The organism is Afipia sp. GW823-FHT06G09 (assembly GCF_058794875.1).
This window is the reverse complement of record NZ_JBXAHF010000005.1, coordinates 111,406-126,919: the sequence shown is the minus strand read 5'-3', so window position 1 is coordinate 126,919 and position 15,514 is coordinate 111,406. Positions and strand designations below refer to the sequence as shown.

Here is a 15,514-nt window from a genome sequence, read left to right as displayed (position 1 = left end):
TTGAATTGATGAGTGGTATTGAAACGGCAGCAATGTCACTCCCTCTCCCCTGTGGGGAGAGGGTCGGGGTGAGGGGATCCAGATTCATCGAGAGATTCTATGCCCTCACCCGGATCGCTTGCGCGATCCGACCTCTCCCCACGGGAGAGGTGGGCAGCCCGCCGAAATCGAATTTGGAATACCAATATGACTGACGCTGTTCTGTACGGTTACTTTCGCTCGACCGCGGCCTATCGCGTGCGCATCGCGCTCAATCTGAAAGGGTTGAGCGCGGATCACCGCTTCGTGCATCTGCGCAAGGGCGAGCAGACGCAGTCGGCCTACCGCAAGATCAATCCGGCGGGCCTTGTGCCGTACTGGATCGACGACGATCTCGAACTGGCGCAGTCGATCGCCATCATCGAATATCTCGACGAGACCCATCCGCATCCGCCGCTGCTGCCGCCGGATGCGAAGGGGCGGGCGATTGCGCGCGAGATCGCGCTGGTGGTCGCCGCCGATATTCATCCCATCGGCAACCTGCGTGTGCTGAACCGCCTGATCGACATGGGCGTCGATGAGGCGACGCGCGGGGCGTGGTCGAAGCACTGGATCGAGACCGGCTTCGATGCGGTGGAGGCGCGGCTGGCGCATCTGCCGGGGCCGTTTGCGCTCGGCGACCAGCCGACGCTGGCGGACATCTGTCTCGTGCCGCAGGTGTTCAACGCGCGCCGCTTCGGTGTGGATCTTGCGCCCTACAAGCGTATCGTGGCGCTCGATGCCGCCGCCGCGAAGCTCGAAGCCTTTGCTGCGGCTGAACCGGGCCGTCAGCCCGACGCGGAATAGACATGGATGGATACGATGCACCCGAACGATCCGAAGCTGCGCTCATTCATTGAGGTCGATCCGTCGTCGGATTTCCCGATCCAGAACCTGCCGTATGGCGTCTTCTTCACGCCGGAGCAGCCAGACCTGCGCGTGGGCGTTGCCATCGGCGATTTCGTGCTCGATCTTGCGGCACTGGAAGCGGCGGGCCTGTTGCGTGTCGATGGAGCGGCGAATGTCTTCGCAAAACCCTCCTTGAATGATTTCATGGCGCTTGGCCCGAAGGTGTGGCGCAAGACACGCGCGCGGATCAGCGAACTGTTGCGTCACGATCATCCGGAATTGCGCGACAACATGGAGCTGCGGCGGCGCGCGCTGGTCCCGCGCAATTTCGCCGACATGCATATGCCGATCGCCGTGCAGGGCTTCACCGATTTCTATTCGTCGAAGGAACACGCCACCAATGTAGGCATCATGTTCCGCGGCAAGGACAACGCCCTGATGCCGAACTGGCTGTCGATTCCGATCGGCTACAACGGACGCGCATCGACAGTGGTGGTCAGCGGCACGCCGATCCGCCGTCCGCGTGGGCAGCTCAAGCCGCCGACGGCGGAGCATCCGGTGTTCGGTCCCTGCAAGCGGCTCGATTTCGAGCTGGAGATGGGTGTCGTGATCGGGCAGGCGTCGGCGATGGGCGAGATGCTGACCGAACAGCAGGCCGAGGAGATGATTTTCGGCTTCACGCTGCTGAATGACTGGAGCGCGCGCGACATACAGGCATGGGAATATGTGCCGCTCGGTCCGTTTCAGGCCAAGGCGTTCGGCACCTCGATCAGCCCGTGGATCGTGACACGCGAGGCGCTGGAGCCGTTCCGCGTCAAGGGGCCGGCGCAAGACCCGGTGCCGCTGCCGTATCTGCAGCAGAAGGGCGCGAACAACTACGACCTGCAACTGGCCGTCGATCTCAAGACCGAGACGATGAAGGAGGCGGCGGGTATCTGCCGCACCAACTTCAAATACATGTACTGGTCCTCGGTGCAGCAGCTTGTGCATCATGCGTCATCCGGCTGCGCAATGAATGTCGGAGACCTTCTGGGGTCCGGCACCATCAGCGGCCCCGAGAAAAGCGAGCGCGGCAGCATGCTGGAGCTGAGTTGGGGCGGCGCGGAGCCGCTCGATCTCGGCAATAGCGTGCAACGCTCGTTCCTCGAGGACGGCGACTCGCTCACCATGCGCGGCTGGTGTCGGGGCGACGGCTATCGCATCGGTTTTGGCGAGGTCGAGGGGACGATTTTGCCGTCGGTTTGATACAGGGGTGTTTGCAAGGGCGTTATCGGTAGCGTGTCTATACCTCTCCCATGGGGAGAGGTCGACGCGCGAAGCGCGGCGGGTGAGGGGGTACGCTCTCGCGATGGATTCTACGCCCTCACCCCAACCCTCTCCCCACGGGAGAGGGGACCGATCGCGGATGTGGAACGTCCTGCCCTTTAACCCAGCTTCTTCAGCGGCAATTTCCTTGTCGTCTTCAGCCGGTCGAGCACGATGGACGAGCGCACATGCGCCACACTGTCGTGCGGCATCAGCACATTGTTGACGATGTCGGACAGGCTCTTGAGATCGCTCAGCACCACCTTCAGCAGATAGTCGGCATCGCCGGTCAGCGAATAGGCTTCCTGAATCTCGTCAACCCGCCGCATCAGGTCGCGAAAGCGCTTGGCGTTGTTCGGCGAGTGGGTCGCCAGCGTGATCTGAATGAAGGCCAGTACGTTGAAGCCGAGCGCTTCGCTGGCGAGGTCGGCGTGATAGCCGGCGATCACCTTCTCGCCTTCCAGCCGCGTACGGCGTCGCGAGCACTGCGACGCCGACAGGCCCGCGATGTCGGCGAGTTGCTGATTGGTCAGGCGGCCGTCGTCCTGAAGCGCGGCAAGGATCTTGAGGTCGAAACCGTCCAGCGAAACCATGCGCACAATCCTTCAAAAATGCACGATATGTGCGTGATATTAGCAAAATGTGCCCGATTTTGCACGCCCATTGCATGAAAAGCGGCTCATGCTTCCTTCAGATCAGGAATCGCCAGCGCAGACTGGCAAAGAGGAGATCGCCATGGGTCCGTTTCCGCACGACGCGCCGGCCGCCGTCATTTCCGAACAGAACCCGATGGGCACCGACGGCTTCGAGTTCGTTGAGTATGCGCATCCAGAGCCGGAAAAGCTTCATGCGCTGTTCCGCCTGATGGGATTCACGGCGGTCGCCCGCCACAAGACCAAGGCGATCACGGTCTATCGTCAGGGTGATGTGAACTATCTCGTCAACGAGCAGCCCGGCACTCATGGATACGATTTCGTCGCCATGCATGGCCCGTGCGCGCCGTCGATGGCGTTCCGTGTGGTGGATGCAAAGCGGGCCTATGAACGCGCGCTGTCGCTTGGCGCGGAGCCCGCTGATGAGACGTCATCCCGCAAGGCGCTGGACGTGCCCGCGATCAAGGGCATCGGCGGCAGCCTGTTATATTTTGTCGATCGCTATGGCAAGAAGGGCTCGGCTTACGACACCGAGTTCGACTGGCTCGGGCTGAAGGACATTCATCCCGATGGTGCGGGGCTGTTCTATATCGATCACCTGACCCACAACGTGCATCGCGGCCGCATGGACGTCTGGACCGGCTTCTATGAGAAGCTGTTCAATTTCCGGCAGATTCGCTTCTTCGACATCGAGGGCAGGGCCTCCGGTCTCTTTTCGCGTGCGCTGACCAGCCCGGACGGCAAGATCCGGATTCCGATCAACGAGGATGCGGGCGATTCCGGACAGATCGAGGAATATCTCAACATCTATCGCGGCGAGGGCATCCAGCACATCGCCTGCGGCGTGAAGGACATCTATCACACCATCGAAAAGCTGCGCGCGGATGGCCTCCCGTTCATGCCGCCGCCCCCGGATACCTATTTCGAGAAGATCGATACGCGGCTGCCGAAACATGGCGAGGACGTCGCACGGCTTCAGAAGAACGGCATCCTGATCGACGGCGAGGGCGTGGTCGATGGCGGGCATACCAAAGTGCTGCTGCAGATCTTCTCGGCCAATGCGATCGGACCGATTTTCTTCGAGTTTATCCAGCGCAAGGGCGACGACGGTTTCGGCGAAGGCAACTTCAAGGCGCTGTTCGAGTCCATTGAAGAAGACCAGATACGGCGCGGCGTGCTGTCGGTGGACAAGAAGAGCGCGGCTTAAACATTTCCGACGTCATTGCGAGCGAAGCGAAGCAATCCATTGAAGAGTGGATTGCTTCGTCGCTTTCGCTCCTCGCAATGACAAGAGGTCTCGTCTACGACCGCTTCAGGTTGAGCAGGTTGCCGGTCAGGATCAGCGCTGCGCCGATGACAGTCGCGGCATCAACCCGCTCGGAATAGAGCAGCCAGCCGAGCGTCGCCGAGAGCGGGACGCGCAGAAAATCCATTGGCACGACGACAGTGGCGTCGGCATAGCGCATCGCCTGCGCGAAGCAGTAGTGCGAATAGGTTCCGCAGAACGCAATCACCAGAATCCACGGCCAGACGTGAGCCGACGGCCAGTGCCAAGTGTACATCGCCGGAATCAATCCGATGGCCGACTGGATCACCAGCATCCAGAAGATGATCACGGTGACGGAGTCGGTGCGGGTGAGGGATTTCACCATGACAATGGCGGCGCCAAATCCCATCGCCGCCAGAACCATGATCAACTGGCCCGGACTGATCTGCGCGACGCCGGGCTGCACAATGACGATCACGCCGATCAGCCCCAGCACGATCGCCAGCACTTTCCAGACATTCAGGCGCTCGCCAATGAAACTCACGGCGAGCAGCGCGGTCCAGATCGGCATGGTGAATTCGATGGCGACCACCTGCGCGAGCGGAATCAGCGTGAGCGCGAGAAACCAGCCGTACTGGGCGGCGTAGTGGACGATGTTGCGGACGATATGGGTGAGCGGCCGCGCAGTCTTCATGCCCGCAAGGCCGCCGCTCATGTGGATCAGCGGATACAGCATCAGCAGACCGATGACCGACCGCATTTCCATGATCTGAAACACGTCGAGTTCGCGCGTCGCTTCGCGCCCGGCGACCAGCAGCACCAGCATCAGGGTGAGCCAGCCGGCCATCCAGCCGGCGGCCTTCGTGTTGGAAGGCTGCATCGCAACGACCGATTGCGTCACTCGCGCCTCCGTGCTGCACCGCAAATCGACATCTTAAGCCCCCGATTTGTTGGACGGTCTGCTTACGCAATCTCTTATGAGCCCGCAACATCGCGAAACTCGCAGCAGGCCCGTCAAGTTTGCATTGTGAATCGGTGGCTGAACCTGCAACGATCAGGGCGAGCGGGGCACCAGTTCCTGCCGTAAAACAAGCAAAACGAGAGGACACGCCTTGATCGATCCCGCCTCATTGCCGTTCGATACCGAGACCATGCTGGCGGGCCTGCGCCCGTGGGTCGAATGTGAAAGCCCGACCTGGGACGCCGCGGCGGTCAACCGCATGCTTGAACTCGCCGCGCGCGATATGGCGCTCAGTGGCGCCTCGATCGAGTATATCGCCGGACGGCAGGGCTTCGGCGGTTGCATCCGGGCGCGATTTCCGCATCCGAAGCAGGGACAGCCGGGCATCCTGATCGCCGGGCACATGGATACGGTTCATCCCATCGGAACGCTAGAGAAACTTCCGTGGCGGCGCGAGGGAAGCAAGTGCTACGGGCCCGGCATTCTCGACATGAAGGGCGGCAACTACGCCTCGCTCGAGGCGATCCGGCAACTCGCCAAGGCGTCGGTCACGATACCGCTGCCGGTGACGGTTTTGTTCACGCCCGACGAGGAGGTCGGCACACCGAGCACGCGCGATATCATCGAGGCGGAGGCGGCGCGAAACAGGTACGTGCTGGTGCCGGAGCCCGCGTTCAGGAATGCCGGCGTCATCACCGGCCGTTACGCGATTGCCCGGTTCAATCTGGAGGCCGCCGGGAAGCCGAGCCATGCGGGCGCAACATTGGCCGCCGGACGGTCGGCCATCCGCGAGATGGCGCGGCAGATCATCGCCATCGACGGCATGACCGGCGACGATTGCACCTTCAGCGTCGGCGTCGTGCATGGCGGGCAGTGGGTCAACTGCGTGGCCTCGATCTGCCGCGGCGAGGCGCTGAGCATGGCGAAGCGACAGTCCGATCTCGACCGAGGCGTCGAGCGAATGCTCGCGCTGAACGGCACGGCGAACGATGTCACATTCAAGGTGACGCGCGGTGTGACACGCCCGGTCTGGGAACCCAACGCTGGCACCATGGCGCTGTATGAGCAGGCGCGTGCGGTGGGCGCGAAACTCGGCCTTGATCTGATCCAGGGCAGTTCTGGCGGCGGTTCCGATGGAAACTTTACCGGGGCGATGGGCCTGCCGACCCTCGACGGCCTTGGGGTTCGCGGCGCGGATTACCACACGCTGAACGAGCATATCGAAGTCGACAGCCTGGTCGAGCGTGGAAGGTTGATGGCCGGTCTCTTGGCCAGCCTGCAATGATTTGCCAAGATGAGGCCGCGCGTTCAGGCTTTGTCATAAATGATCTTACGAAACGGGATGACGCCGCATGTCCAATATTGAACTGATCGAAAGCTATACAGACGAACTCATTGCCATCCGCCGCGATCTTCATGCCCATCCCGAAATCGGCTTCGAGGAACATCGCACGTCCGGCATTGTCGCGGAAAAGCTCGCCGGCTGGGGCATCGAGGTACATCGCGGCCTCGGCGGCACCGGCGTTGTCGGTTTGCTGAAGGGCAAGGGCAACGGCAAGAAGCGGATCGGCCTGCGCGCGGACATGGACGCGCTGCCGATGGAGGAAAAGACCAATCTGAGCTGGCGCTCCACGATTCCCGATCGCTTCCATGGCTGCGGCCACGACGGCCACACCACCATTCTGCTCGGCACCGCGCGCTATCTTGCCGAGACGCGCAACTTCGACGGCACGGTGGCTTTCATCTTCCAGCCTGCGGAAGAGGGGCTGGGCGGCGCGCGCGCGATGATCAAGGATGGTCTGTTCGAGAAGTTTCCGCTCGATGAAGTCTACGGGCTGCACAATGCACCACAGCTTGATCCGGGTCAGGTCGTGGTCTTCCCGGGGCCGAGCATGGCCTGCGCGGACTTCTTCGACATCACCATCACCGGCTACGGCAGCCACGGCGCGATGCCGGAAATGTCACGCGATCCCGTGGTGATTGCGATGACGCTCGGCCAGGCGCTGCAAACCATCGTCAGCCGCAATGTCGATCCGCTGAAATCCGCGGTGCTGTCGATCACGCAGATTCACGCCGGCTCGGCCTACAACGTCATTCCGGGCGAGGCGACGCTGGCAGGGACGGTGCGCACCTTCTCCGAAAAGATCAGGCTGCAGATCCGCGACCGGATGCGCACCATCGCGGCGGGCATGGCTGCGGCGTTTCAGGTCGAGATCAGGGTCGAGATTCGCGACATCTTCTCGGTGCTGATCAACCACGAAGAGCAATCGCATTTCGTGGCGGATGTGGCGCGGGACGTTGTCGGGAAAGACAATGTGTTGACCACGCCGACGCCGAAAATGGGCAGCGAGGATTTCGCCGACATGCTGCTGAAGGTGCCGGGCGCTTATTTCTGGCTCGGCCACGAGGGATCGGTGCCGCTGCACAATCCGGGATTCGTTCTGGACGACGGCATCCTGCCTGTTGGCGCCAGCCTGTTCTCGCGTATCATCGAGCGGCGGATGCCGTTGGTGGCGTAAAAGCGAATCCAGATTCTGCCCGGGATCGTCATCCAGTAGATTGGAGCGCATCATGCAGGTCTACAATGTCGTCAAGTTCAGGGTGAAGTCCGGCGAACAGGCCGCCTTCCTTGATGCGCACCGGAACGGCAAGGCCAAATGGCCGGGCCTCGAGCGCGGCTTTATTATCCAGACCGGCGAGCAAACGTTCTGTCTCATCGGTGCGTGGTCCAGTCAGGAAGCGCTGGTTGCTGCGCGGCCCGCCATGATCAAGACACTCGACAGCTTCAGGTCCCTTCTCGAGGATCAGGGCGACGGACGCGGCCTCACTGATGCCGTTTCGGGGACTGTAGTGCTCGATCTCTAAGGCATCCAGCGTTGCTCGAACAATTGCCGCACCAGCGTGGTGAGGCGGCCTGAGGGCGAGGCCAGTTCATCCATCATGGTGAAATGGTTCGCCTTCGGGATTTCTTCGTAAACAACCGGCAATCCATACGCCGCGCGGTGCGCGGCGTAGTCGGCGGACTGCTTGCGTAGCAATGGCAATTCGCCGCTGCCCGCGACGATGACGAGCGGCTTGTTCACGCCGCCGGGATTGCGCATTGGCGAATTGCGCTGGATCGTTGCGTCGTCGAGGTTGAGCTTGGCGTTCAGATAGCTGTGGCTGATCGGCTCGAGATCGTAGATGCCGCTGATCAGAAGCCCGGCCTTGATGTGCGGATGACCAAGCGACATCGACGACAGATGCCCCCCAGCCGACCAGCCCGACACGATCATTTTCGCCGGGTCGCCGCCGAGCGCCGGAAGCTCGGCCACAAGGTAGTCGATGCCGATGCGGACTTCGTCCACGATCAGGTCAAGAGTGGCGTCAGGCGCGAGCGTATAGCCGATCAGGGCGACGTTGATGCCGTGGGCCATGGGCCCCGCCGCACAGAAGGTGAAGTTTTCCTTCGCACGGGTCTGCCAGTAGCCGCCATGAATAAAGACCAGCGTGGGTCCGCCGTCCTTCGCTTTCAGAAAATCAATCCGGTTGCGCTCGCGCGGCCCGTAGCGAAGGTCGAGGGATTGCGGATGCCGGGCGCGCATCTGCGCAGAGAGGCGATCCCATTCGGCGACGATGGTCGCGGTCTCGGGCACATGCAGCGTGTTGTTGAAGCCGAGATCGAGCTGCTCCTGTGTCAGCTTGCGCCAATCCGGTGCATCGACAGGCGCGCTCATGAGAACATCCCCGGTTTCGTCCTGTCGTGATGATCGCAACTGCGAGGCATCGGCGCAACCCGCTATTTACTGCCGCAGTGCGGGCACGACGAGGAACGGAATCATGCCGAGGATCACGCTGATGAGGGCGAACAGCAGCAATGCGTCGTAGCTGCCGGTTACGTCATGGATCAGGCCGCCGGCCCATGAGCCGAACGCCGCGCCCAGCCCGCTGCCGATGGAGATCGTCCCGTAGATCGTGCCGACGCGCTCGCCGCGGAAGATCTTCATCGCGGTCGCGGTGATCAGCGGGCCGCGTGAGCCGATCATGCTGCCGAAGCAGATGACGAAGGCGCTGAGCAGCCAGATGTTGGGATAGGATTTCAGCAGCCAGAGCAGGGCGATGCCGATGATCGACAGCGCGTAGCTGAACAGCACCGAGCGCCGCCGGCCGATGATTCCGTCGAGCCAGGTGACGCCGAGCATGCCGAACAGCAGCACCACGCCGCTGAAACCCCATGCCGTCGCGGCCTGCAACGGCGGGAAGCCGGCATCGATCAGATACGCGACGATTTGCGCCGACAGCGAAAACATGCCGATTGCGGTGAAGAAAAATGTCGAGAACAACGCCCAGAATGCGTGATGGCGCACCGCGCTGAGCAGCGTCCAGCCTTCATCGATCAGATCGGCGGCGGCCGTGGTCTTCGCGAGCGTGGCGGACCCCGCTGAAAACAGTTTCCATGGCAGAAGGAGCAGGGGCAGCAGGAGGATCAGCGCGGTCGCGCCGAAGATCTGATACGCGCCGCGCCAGCCCATCCGGTCGATCAGGACCTGCGACAGCGGCAGCAGGATCAGAACGCCGGCGCCGGTGGCGGAATAGACCACCGCCATCGCGGTCGGCAATTTCGGGCCGAACCAGCGGCCGAGCAAGATCGAGTTCGGCACGTTGCCGATGCAGGCGATGCCGAGGCCCACACACAGCCCGAGGCTGAACTGGAATTGCCAGAGCTGCTGCGCGTAGGCGGCGGTGAAGAAAGCGCCCCCCAGCAGCACCAGCCCGAGCGAGTACACCGCGCGGGGGCCGGAGCGGTCGAACAAGCGGCCGATCACCGGGGCGGAAAGGCCGCCGGCCAGCGCCGCCAGTGAATAGATCGAGATGACCTCCGCCCGGTCCCAGCCGAAGCTTTGGGAGATCGGCAGCAGGAAGACGGTGAAGCTTTCGCCGAGGCCGCGTCCCAGCACCGACAGGGCGAAGCACAGCGCCAGCACATTGAGGGCGATATGCACCGGCTTCATGCCCGGTTTCTGATCCGGCGCGGCGGGCGTCACAGGGCAAGCCCGAAGAGTGTGTCGTGAGTCATCAGTCCATGAACCGCAATTCGCGGCGCAGGAGCAGGGGCAGTTTGCGAATACGCCTATGCAATTGCGCGCGCGAGCTTTGTTGCAGTGCCCGGTTGCCGTGCCGGTGGAATGCCGTCATGACAGGAGCGCTGGTAGGATCTCGCCTATCGCAGGGTCAACCTCGGGAGGACGTCATGAGCGGTGAAAGCGAACATTTCAAAAAGGGTCTGGCCGTCCGTCGCGACGTTCTGGGCAAGGACTACGTCGACGGCAGCATCGCCAAGGCCGACGACTTCATGATGGCCTTCCAGGAGATCACCACCGAGTGGTGCTGGGGTTATGCCTGGACCCGGCCGGGTCTCGATCGAAAGACCCGCAGCATGCTCAACCTTGCCATGCTGACGGCGCTGAAGGCGCCGAACGAGATCAAGCTCCATGTCAAAGGCGCGCTGACCAATGGCGTGACCGTGGATGAGATCAAGGAAGTGCTGCTGCACGCCACCGTGTATAGCGGCATTCCCGCGGGTCTTGAGGCCTTCAAGGCCGCGCATGAAGTGCTCAAGGCCGAAGGCGCATTGGAGAAGAAGTAACCTTTTTCACCTCTCCCCGTTTACGGGGAGAGGTCGACCGCGAAGCGGTCGGGTGAGGGGCAGAATTCGCGTTCGACATGGGTTGCCCCTCACCCCAACCCTCTCCCCGCTAGCGGGGAGAGGGAGCGCATCGCGCTCGCTGAATGAACTGGATGAGGTCTGCGGTTAATCCTCACACGCCCAGGTAAACCTGCTGGATATATTTGTCGCCGGCGATCTCCTTGGCCGTCCCCTCGCGGACGGTGCGGCCGTGCTCAAGCACATACACTCGGTCGGTGATCTTCAGCGTCGAGGTCGCGTCCTGCTCGACAATCAGGATGGCGGTGCCGTCTTTCCTGATCTGCTGGATCGAGTCGAAGATCAGGCCTTTCAGGCGCGGTGCGATGCCGACCGACGGTTCGTCGAGCAGCAGCAGTTCCGGCCGCCCCATCAGCGCGCGGCCGATGGCCACCATCTGCTGTTCGCCGCCGGACAGTGTGCTGGACTGCTGCCACTGCCGTTCGCGCAGCACTGGAAACAGCGTGAACACACGTTCGAGGTCGGCGTTGATCTCGGCCTTGTTGCTGCGGAGATAAGCGCCGAGCTGGAGGTTCTTTAGCACCGACAGTTCCGAGAACAGCTTGCGGCCTTCAGGGCAGTGGCAGATGCCGCGCGCGACCACGTCGTAGGGCGCGACACCGTCCAGCGTCTGGTCCTTGAATTTCAGCGTGCCTTGCGAGCCGATGGAGCGCGAGATTGCCTTCAGCAGCGTGGTCTTGCCGGCGCCGTTGGGGCCGAGCACGCCGACCAGTTCGCCCTTTTCGACCTTGATCGACACGGATTCGATGGCGAGCGCCTTGCCGTAGCTGACGCGCAGGTCTGAGACTTCAAGCAGAGGCATGTGCATCCTCCGTCTTGCCGATATAGGCCTCGATGACTTTGGGATTCTTCACGATCTCCTCGGGTGGCCCGGCCGCGATGATCTCGCCGAAATTCATCACGATCACCCGCGAGACCAGCGCCATAAACTCGCGCAGCTTGTGTTCGATCAGAAGGATGGTCAGGTTTTCCTCCCGATGCAGCCGCTTGATCAGTTGTGCCAGCGGCTCGATCTCGCTGCTGCCGAGGCCCGCGAAGGGTTCATCGAGCAACAGGAGACCGGGCCGGGTCGCCAGCGCGCGCGCGATTTCGAGCCGCCGCAAGTCGCCGTAGGGCAGCGTTTCGACCGGCTCGGAACCGCGTCCGCCGAGACCGACCTGTTCGAGCAGATGGCGCGCCCGTTCTTCCTTGTCGTGATCCTGATGCGCACGAGGCGACATGCAGGCGACGAGAACATTCTCCAGCAGGTTCATGCCCACAAAAGGACGGCAGAGCTGGAAGGTCCGCGCCATGCCGCGGTTGACAACCTTGTAGGGCGCGAGTCCTTGCAGCGCTTCACCGTTAAATGTGACAGCTCCGGATGTGGGCGCCATAAAGCCGGTGAGCATATTGAACAGTGTGGTTTTGCCCGCACCGTTGGGACCGAGGATTCCGGTGAACTCGCCCTTCTCCAGTTTGAATGTTGCGTTCTTCACGGCGGTGAGGCCGCCGAAGCGCTTGGTGACGTCATTGACTTCGAGCAGCGCCGTCATCGGAAGCGCTCCGTCATCCGGCGCCACAGCGGCGCGACCAGGCCATTGGGAAGGAAGAACAGGATCAGCATCAGCGTGAGCGTGTAGATCCACAGGCGATACTCGCCGAACCCGCGCAGCATCTCTGTGAGCAGCGTGAGCAGGATGGCGGCGATCGCCGCGCCGTAGATCGAGCCGATTCCACCGACGTAGCACATGATGATGACGGTGATGGACACCACGACCGAGAACAGCGGCGGGGAGACCTGTAGCTGGTAATGCGCGTACAGCGCGCCGCCGAGCCCGGCGAAGGCCGCGCTGATGGCGAGCGATGCGATCTTGTAGAAGGTCACGTTGATGCCAGCGGCCTGACAGGTCGCCTCATCGCCGCGAATCGCGCGGAGCAGAAGGCCCCAGTGCGATTGCGCCAGAAGCACCAGCACGATCACGGTGACCACAAGGATCGCCAGCACCAGCCAGTAGTAGTGCAGCGGATTGCGCATCAGCGGTTCGAGGCCGTAGAGACCTTCCTCGCCGCCGGTCTGTTCCCAGAAGATCAGACACAGACGCTGCAGGATCGCGGAGGCTGACAGCATCGCCAGCGCAAAATAGGGACCGCGCAGACGCAGTGTCGGAAAGCCGACGATGATGCTGAAGGCGACCGCGACAATGACTGCCGCAGGCAGGCTGTACCACGGGTTGGCGAACCAGATCGTTGCGAGGAAGCCTGCGGTATAGGCGCCCGCGCCGATGAACAGCGAGTGGCCGAAGTTTTCGCGGCCGGTCAGGCCGGACATGAAGTCCCAGCTCGAGGCCCAGATGCCGTAGATGACGCAGACGGTCAGGACGCCGGTGAGATAGTTGCTGGAGATCAGCACAGGCGCGAGGGCGAGAATGGCGACGACGGCAATCCCGCCGGCGATATCGATCGGTGAAATTTGCCGCATGTCAGAACGCCGCCCGCCGTCCGAGAATTCCGGACGGTCTGATCATGAGGGTAATGACGACAGCGACCAGCGAGACCAGCTCGGTCCACGATGTCGAAATCAGATAGGCCACGATGGTCTCCGAGTAGCCGAGGATCAGCGAAGCGATGATGCTGCCGGGGATCGAGCCCAGGCCGCCGACGATGACGATGGCGAACGCCTTCACCATCGGCAGCAGGCCCATGGTCGGCTGCACCGTGAGAAACGGCGAGACCAGTACGCCGGCGAACGCGGCGGTGCCCGCCGAAATCGCCATCACGATGGAGAAAATGCGGTTGGTCGGGATGCCCATGTACTGCGCTGCCTCGGGGTCCTGCGACACCGCGAGAATGGCTGCGCCAAGCCGCGTGCGCTGAATGAACAGCCAGAGCAGCAGCAGCACCAGCACGCTCATGACCAGCGCGAGCAGCCGCTGTCCGCCGATATCGACGCCGCCGATCGAGATCTTGTCGGCCACGAAGGAGGGGACATTGCGATATTCGGAGCCGAAGGTGATGAACAGCGCCTGTTCCACCGCGAGCGAGACCGCCAGCGTGATCATCAGCACGGCGAGCTGCGACGCGCGCAGCGGCCGGACCAGAAAGCGCTCCATCAGCACGCCGAAGCCTGCGACCAGCAGGACCGCCAGCGGCGCGGCGATGATCAGCGGGAAGTTCAGCAGCGAGGTGAAGACGTAGGCTGCGTAAGCGCCGAGTGCGTAAAACGAGCCGTGGGCGAGATTGAGGATGCGGGCCACACCGAAGATGAGGGTGAACCCCACTGCGAGCAACGCATAGATTGCGCTGGACACAGCACCGTAAATCAGGATTTCGAGCATAACCGCCTGCTGTTCTTGTACGTAAACGTAAGATGAAGGCGGAGCCTCCGGTGACTGCGGCCGGTAAGGTCGTTACCGGCCGCCGTTCTCACGACGTCAAGTGCAGTTAGTTCATCCAGGGCGGCGGGATCATCTTTCCCGTTTCGGAGGCCTTCGGCCACACGACGATGCGTGCGCCGTCCTTCTGCCATTGCGCGAACAGCAGGTTCTGCAGGCCGGGTCCGGTCTTCACGTCATGGACTTCGTCGAACTGGATCTTGCCGGCGATGCCGACATAGTCCGTCTTCTCGAGTTCCTTGATCACCGCATTCGGCTCGACCGAGTTGGCGCGCTTCACGGCATCCGCGTAGACGTAGATCGCGTCATAGGCGCCGACACCGGTGTAGACAGGCGCGGTGCCGTAACGCTTCACGAATTCGTCCCAGAACGGGATCGTCTTCGGCGTCAGTTCGGCACGGGTCGCGAACAGGCCGACAGTCTCGGAGAGCGCCTTGCCGCTCACGCGGGTGAAGAAGTCCGCGTCCTGGCTCTTCACGTCGATGCCGCCGATCGGAATCGGCACCTGCGCGTCATGCCACTGCTTGACGAAGATGTCCGAGGAGGCGTGCGACAGGATCACGATCAGATACTGCGCGCCGCTGGATTTCACCTTCGCGAACAGCGGAGAGAAGTCGGAGGTCGAGGTATCGAAGAATTCGGCCATCGGCACTTCGGTGCCGCCCTCGACCGCGCCCTTCTTCAGGATCGGCACGAGGTCCTGCACCCACTTGGCGTTCTCGCCGACGATGGCGATTTTCTTCAGGCCCATCTCGCCTTTGAGCTTGCCGTTGATGAAGTCCACCAGCGCGCGCGCCTGATGGCCGGCATGGATCGGGGAGACCCGGAAGATGTACTTGTAGTTTTCATAATCGGCCTTCACCTTCGCGGTGATGGCAGGAGAGGCCGCACCGACACCGAGATAGATCGTCTTCGCGTTGGAAATGTGCGGCAACTGGGCGAGTGTGACGCCGCTGGTGTAACCGCCGATCAGCACATCGACCTTGTCGTCGGCGGTGAGCTTCTTGATCGCGGCGATGCCCTGTTCAGGATTTTCGGTCTCGTCCGCAACCACCATTTCCAGCTTGCGGCCGACGAGTCCGCCTTTGCTGTTGATGTCCTCGATGGCCATCTTGATGGCATTTTGCGTATCGCGGCCGACCTGAAGCTGGACCGAGGTCGGGACGCCGATCTTGATGGTTTGCTGGGCGGAGACCGGAGCTGAAGTGAGAAGGGCGCCGGCGCTGACGATGCTCGCAGTTGCGAGCAGGCTGAGAAATGACTTCATGCGTTTCTCCCAAATGCATCTGAATTCGTGTTCGATGCTTTTTCTTTGCGCCGACAGACTGCTGGCCGGACAAGTTCAAGTCAAGCAAAGATCGGATGATTGCAGCGTGGATCTGTTTG

Annotated in this window: 16 protein-coding genes; 7 read left to right on the top strand and 9 right to left on the bottom strand. The window is 62.2% G+C overall.

The features are described 5' to 3' along the window. Window positions 1-186 precede the first annotated feature (186 nt). Entirely contained in the window at window positions 187-825 is a 639-nt protein-coding gene (maiA, locus tag AC1Q67_RS21555) for a maleylacetoacetate isomerase (protein WP_492237403.1), read from the top strand. 15 nt (window positions 826-840) lie between these two features. Continuing rightward, a complete protein-coding gene (fahA, locus tag AC1Q67_RS21550; protein WP_492237487.1) occupies window positions 841-2,112 on the top strand; it encodes a fumarylacetoacetase in 1,272 nt (423 codons plus the stop codon). Window positions 2,113-2,291: 179 nt separating this feature from the next. On the opposite strand, the gene AC1Q67_RS21545 is transcribed toward fahA, so the two are convergent. Then, window positions 2,292-2,765: an Lrp/AsnC family transcriptional regulator gene (locus tag AC1Q67_RS21545; protein WP_492237404.1), complete on the bottom strand. Its 474-nt coding sequence runs from the start codon at window positions 2,763-2,765 to the stop codon at window positions 2,292-2,294. Between the two features lie 142 nt (window positions 2,766-2,907). Here AC1Q67_RS21545 and hppD point away from each other — a divergent pair, with 142 nt between their 5' ends. Continuing rightward, window positions 2,908-4,032 (top strand): 4-hydroxyphenylpyruvate dioxygenase, encoded by a 1,125-nt coding sequence (hppD, locus tag AC1Q67_RS21540; protein ID WP_492237405.1) that lies wholly within the window; start codon window positions 2,908-2,910, stop codon window positions 4,030-4,032. Window positions 4,033-4,126: 94 nt separating this feature from the next. Here hppD and AC1Q67_RS21535 read toward each other — a convergent pair whose 3' ends face one another. Further along, a complete protein-coding gene (locus AC1Q67_RS21535; protein ID WP_492237406.1) occupies window positions 4,127-4,993 on the bottom strand; it encodes a DMT family transporter in 867 nt (288 codons plus the stop codon). Between the two features lie 214 nt (window positions 4,994-5,207). Between AC1Q67_RS21535 and AC1Q67_RS21530 the strand changes: the two genes are divergently transcribed. From AC1Q67_RS21530 to AC1Q67_RS21520, 3 genes are all read left to right on the top strand, one after another. Then, a complete protein-coding gene (locus AC1Q67_RS21530; protein ID WP_492237488.1) occupies window positions 5,208-6,338 on the top strand; it encodes a M20/M25/M40 family metallo-hydrolase in 1,131 nt (376 codons plus the stop codon). Between the two features lie 67 nt (window positions 6,339-6,405). Next, window positions 6,406-7,572: a M20 aminoacylase family protein gene (locus AC1Q67_RS21525; RefSeq protein WP_492237407.1), complete on the top strand. Its 1,167-nt coding sequence runs from the start codon at window positions 6,406-6,408 to the stop codon at window positions 7,570-7,572. Window positions 7,573-7,624: 52 nt separating this feature from the next. Beyond that, window positions 7,625-7,918, top strand: coding sequence for a hypothetical protein (locus tag AC1Q67_RS21520; RefSeq protein WP_024573764.1), 294 nt, complete (start codon window positions 7,625-7,627; stop codon window positions 7,916-7,918). On the opposite strand, the gene AC1Q67_RS21515 is transcribed toward AC1Q67_RS21520, so the two are convergent. Both AC1Q67_RS21515 and AC1Q67_RS21510 read right to left on the bottom strand, forming a co-directional pair. Continuing rightward, window positions 7,915-8,769 (bottom strand): alpha/beta hydrolase, encoded by an 855-nt coding sequence (locus AC1Q67_RS21515; RefSeq protein ID WP_492237408.1) that lies wholly within the window; start codon window positions 8,767-8,769, stop codon window positions 7,915-7,917. The genes AC1Q67_RS21520 and AC1Q67_RS21515 overlap by 4 nt on opposite strands. Window positions 8,770-8,835: 66 nt before the next feature. Then, window positions 8,836-10,044, bottom strand: a complete 1,209-nt coding sequence (locus AC1Q67_RS21510) for an MFS transporter (protein WP_192817760.1) — start codon at window positions 10,042-10,044, stop codon at window positions 8,836-8,838. A 239-nt stretch (window positions 10,045-10,283) separates the two neighbouring features. On the opposite strand from AC1Q67_RS21510, the gene AC1Q67_RS21505 reads away from it, so the two are divergent. After that, window positions 10,284-10,679 carry a carboxymuconolactone decarboxylase family protein gene (locus AC1Q67_RS21505; RefSeq protein ID WP_024573767.1) on the top strand — a complete coding sequence of 132 codons (396 nt, stop codon included), beginning with the start codon at window positions 10,284-10,286 and terminating at the stop codon, window positions 10,677-10,679. Between the two features lie 172 nt (window positions 10,680-10,851). Here the strand turns inward: AC1Q67_RS21505 and AC1Q67_RS21500 are convergent, their stop codons facing one another. The 5 genes from AC1Q67_RS21500 to AC1Q67_RS21480 all read right to left on the bottom strand — a co-directional run bounded on the left by AC1Q67_RS21500 (window position 10,852) and on the right by AC1Q67_RS21480 (window position 15,395). After that, the gene (locus AC1Q67_RS21500; RefSeq protein ID WP_024573768.1) at window positions 10,852-11,559 is read right to left on the bottom strand and encodes an ABC transporter ATP-binding protein; all 708 of its coding nucleotides are present in this window, start codon (window positions 11,557-11,559) and stop codon (window positions 10,852-10,854) included. Next, window positions 11,546-12,289: an ABC transporter ATP-binding protein gene (locus AC1Q67_RS21495; RefSeq protein ID WP_492237409.1), complete on the bottom strand. Its 744-nt coding sequence runs from the start codon at window positions 12,287-12,289 to the stop codon at window positions 11,546-11,548. Before AC1Q67_RS21495 ends, AC1Q67_RS21500 begins: the two co-directional genes overlap by 14 nt. Beyond that, complete coding sequence (locus AC1Q67_RS21490) at window positions 12,286-13,215, bottom strand: branched-chain amino acid ABC transporter permease (protein ID WP_024573770.1); 930 nt, start codon at window positions 13,213-13,215, stop codon at window positions 12,286-12,288. Before AC1Q67_RS21490 ends, AC1Q67_RS21495 begins: the two co-directional genes overlap by 4 nt. Before the next feature lies 1 nt (window position 13,216). Beyond that, entirely contained in the window at window positions 13,217-14,071 is an 855-nt protein-coding gene (locus AC1Q67_RS21485) for a branched-chain amino acid ABC transporter permease (RefSeq protein ID WP_006019625.1), read from the bottom strand. A gap of 106 nt (window positions 14,072-14,177) precedes the next feature. Next, window positions 14,178-15,395, bottom strand: a complete 1,218-nt coding sequence (locus tag AC1Q67_RS21480) for an ABC transporter substrate-binding protein (protein ID WP_492237410.1) — start codon at window positions 15,393-15,395, stop codon at window positions 14,178-14,180. Window positions 15,396-15,514 lie beyond the last annotated feature (119 nt).

Coding starts and splice junctions, on each gene's coding strand:
- maiA (WP_492237403.1), top strand. CDS start 187: ATGACTGACGCTGTTCTGTACGGTTACTTTCGCTCGACCGCGGCCTAT.
- fahA (WP_492237487.1), top strand. CDS start 841: ATGCACCCGAACGATCCGAAGCTGCGCTCATTCATTGAGGTCGATCCG.
- AC1Q67_RS21545 (WP_492237404.1), bottom strand. CDS start 2,765: ATGGTTTCGCTGGACGGTTTCGACCTCAAGATCCTTGCCGCGCTTCAG.
- hppD (WP_492237405.1), top strand. CDS start 2,908: ATGGGTCCGTTTCCGCACGACGCGCCGGCCGCCGTCATTTCCGAACAG.
- AC1Q67_RS21525 (WP_492237407.1), top strand. CDS start 6,406: ATGTCCAATATTGAACTGATCGAAAGCTATACAGACGAACTCATTGCC.
- AC1Q67_RS21520 (WP_024573764.1), top strand. CDS start 7,625: ATGCAGGTCTACAATGTCGTCAAGTTCAGGGTGAAGTCCGGCGAACAG.
- AC1Q67_RS21515 (WP_492237408.1), bottom strand. CDS start 8,769: ATGAGCGCGCCTGTCGATGCACCGGATTGGCGCAAGCTGACACAGGAG.
- AC1Q67_RS21510 (WP_192817760.1), bottom strand. CDS start 10,044: ATGAAGCCGGTGCATATCGCCCTCAATGTGCTGGCGCTGTGCTTCGCC.
- AC1Q67_RS21505 (WP_024573767.1), top strand. CDS start 10,284: ATGAGCGGTGAAAGCGAACATTTCAAAAAGGGTCTGGCCGTCCGTCGC.
- AC1Q67_RS21500 (WP_024573768.1), bottom strand. CDS start 11,559: ATGCCTCTGCTTGAAGTCTCAGACCTGCGCGTCAGCTACGGCAAGGCG.
- AC1Q67_RS21495 (WP_492237409.1), bottom strand. CDS start 12,289: ATGACGGCGCTGCTCGAAGTCAATGACGTCACCAAGCGCTTCGGCGGC.
- AC1Q67_RS21490 (WP_024573770.1), bottom strand. CDS start 13,215: ATGCGGCAAATTTCACCGATCGATATCGCCGGCGGGATTGCCGTCGTC.
- AC1Q67_RS21485 (WP_006019625.1), bottom strand. CDS start 14,071: ATGCTCGAAATCCTGATTTACGGTGCTGTGTCCAGCGCAATCTATGCG.
- AC1Q67_RS21480 (WP_492237410.1), bottom strand. CDS start 15,395: ATGAAGTCATTTCTCAGCCTGCTCGCAACTGCGAGCATCGTCAGCGCC.